Below are 2,084 nucleotides of genomic sequence, written 5' to 3' on the forward strand. Positions count from 1 at the left end.
CGCTCCCAGCTCGACATGATTGAACCCCATCCCGAAAGTTTGCGCCATCCGGGATGGATGCAGATGATTCGCGGGTCCTTCAGCCAGACCGCTTCCATCTTTTCCGCGTCGAGACTTTCGAACGCGTCGTAGAAGGCGCGGTTGGCGGCGAGCACTGATTCACGATCTGACATACTGTTTTCCAGCGTAGTTTTTCGGAAGAGCAGGCGCCAGCAGCAGGGTTCATGCCGGCGGCGAGGTTTTCTCGGCGAGTGCGGCACCGGATGACTTGAATCGGATCGCGTCGTCGATTAGCGCGGCGACTTTGCGCGCGGCGTCCACGATTGGAATACCGCCGCGATGAATGCTTGAAATCACGGTGCGGTCAGGCTCGATCGATTTGAGGGTGGGCCGGTAAATCACGTAGGCGCTCAGGCTCTCGGCGGTGACGAGGCCGGGACGCTCGCCGACGATCATGCAGACGATGTCGGGGCGCAGAATTTCGCCGAGATGATCCTCGATTCTGACCCGCGCGTTGCGAATGAAGATCGGTTTCAGCAGCCGGTATCGCGACGCGAGCATCTTCGTGAGAGCGCGCAGCAGCGGCGCTGCGTTCCTTTCGATGGCGGCGGACGAAAGTCCGTCGCCGACGCATATAAGCACTGTGGGAGTTGCCGATTTGCCGCGCGGCTTGAGGTGCGTGAAACGCTTTGCGTCTGCATCGGTGAGACGGCGGCCGCGCTCTGGATAGCGGAGGTAGTCTTCGCGCGTGAGCGCTTGCGAGTGGACTTCGAGCAGGCCATTGCGCCGCGGCCAATCTCGCGCGACCTCGGTCATGACCGCGTCGACGGCGCGCGCGTGATCGGCGCGCAGTGAGAGCATCGCAGCCGTTGTGTAGCGCGAGCCCGCGCGTCCGACGCCGAGGCGCGCGGGGGTAGATTTGCGCATCACGTCGAAATCGGTGTTCGCGTCGAGCTCGACTTTTTTCAATGCTCGTCCATGACGATTCGAGCGTCGCCGGCGCGTGCGGTGAGACGGCCTTCGTGCAGAATTTCTCGACGCTCGCACCACTCCTCGAACTCGGGCGCGGGTCGCAGGTTGAGCACCGCCCGAAGCGCAGCGGCGTCGTGGTAGCTGGTGGATTGATACGAGAGCATCACGTCGTCGCCCATCGGCACGGCCATGAAGTAATTGCATCCGGCGGCCGCGAGCAGCACCGCGAGATTCTCGCAGTCGTTCTGATCGGCGCGCGCGTGATTGGTGTAGCATGCGTCGGCGCCGTGCGGGACGCCGAGCAGCTTGCCCATCAGGTGATCCTCGAGGCCGGCGCGCGTGATCTGTTTCGCGTCGTAAAGATATTCAGGCCCGATGAATCCGACCACCGTGTTGACCAGCAGCGGCGAGTAGCGGCGCGCCAGGCCGTAGCATCGTGCCTCGAGCGTGACCTGGTCACTGCCCTCGTGCGCGCCGGCGGACAGCTCCGAGCCCTGCCCCGTCTCGAAGTACATCAGGTTGGGCGAGCGCAGGCGGCCCGTCTCGCGAATCATCGCGTAGCCGTCGTCGAGCATCGCGACCGTGATGCCGAAACCGGCGTTGCCTTTTTCGGTGCCGGCGAGGCTCTGGAACATGATGTCCATTGGCGCGCCGGCTTCGAGCGCGCGCATCTGTGTCGTGATATGGCCGAGCACGCAGTTCTGCGTCGGCACGCCGGTGCGATCGATGATGCCGGCGGTGAGTTCGAGCAGGCGTCGGATGTTGTCGGGCTCGTCGATGCACGGGTTGATTCCGATGAGCGCGTCGCCGGTCGCGTAGGCGAGGCCTTCGTAGGTTGCGGCTGCGATTCCAGTGAGATCGTCGCGCGGATGGTTGGGCTGCAGGCGCGTCGAGAGCCGTCCCGGAAGGCCGAGCGTGGTGCGCGCGTGAGTGACGACGCGAATCTTCGACGCGATCGTGATCAGATCGAGATTGGTGCATAGCTTGGCGACGGCGGCGGCGATCTCGGCGGTGATTCCGCGGCCGGCCGCGAGAATCGCGTCGCCGGTGGTCGCGTCGTCGAGCAGCCATTCGCGAAACTCGCCGACCGTCTGGTTGCGCACGGTGGTGAA

At 64.3% G+C, this 2,084-nt stretch carries 3 protein-coding genes; all 3 read right to left on the bottom strand.

Annotation, left to right across the window (positions count from 1 at the left end; all coding sequences use genetic code 11):
• The coding region (locus VIW95_RS17655; RefSeq protein ID WP_414645300.1) for a nuclear transport factor 2 family protein at positions 1-173 on the bottom strand (173 nt) is incomplete at its 3' end.
• A gap of 49 nt (positions 174-222) precedes the next feature.
• Positions 223-969 carry an ethanolamine ammonia-lyase subunit EutC gene (gene eutC / locus VIW95_RS15205; protein WP_331588039.1) on the bottom strand — a complete coding sequence of 249 codons (747 nt, stop codon included), beginning with the start codon at positions 967-969 and terminating at the stop codon, positions 223-225.
• Positions 966-2,084: ethanolamine ammonia-lyase subunit EutB (gene eutB / locus VIW95_RS15210; RefSeq protein WP_331588041.1), on the bottom strand; the 1,119-nt coding region annotated here is incomplete at its 5' end. The genes eutB and eutC, both read right to left, overlap by 4 nt.

The sequence above is a fragment of the Binatus sp. (SeqCode) genome (assembly GCF_036522015.1).
GTDB lineage: Bacteria > Desulfobacterota > Binatia > Binatales > Binataceae > Binatus.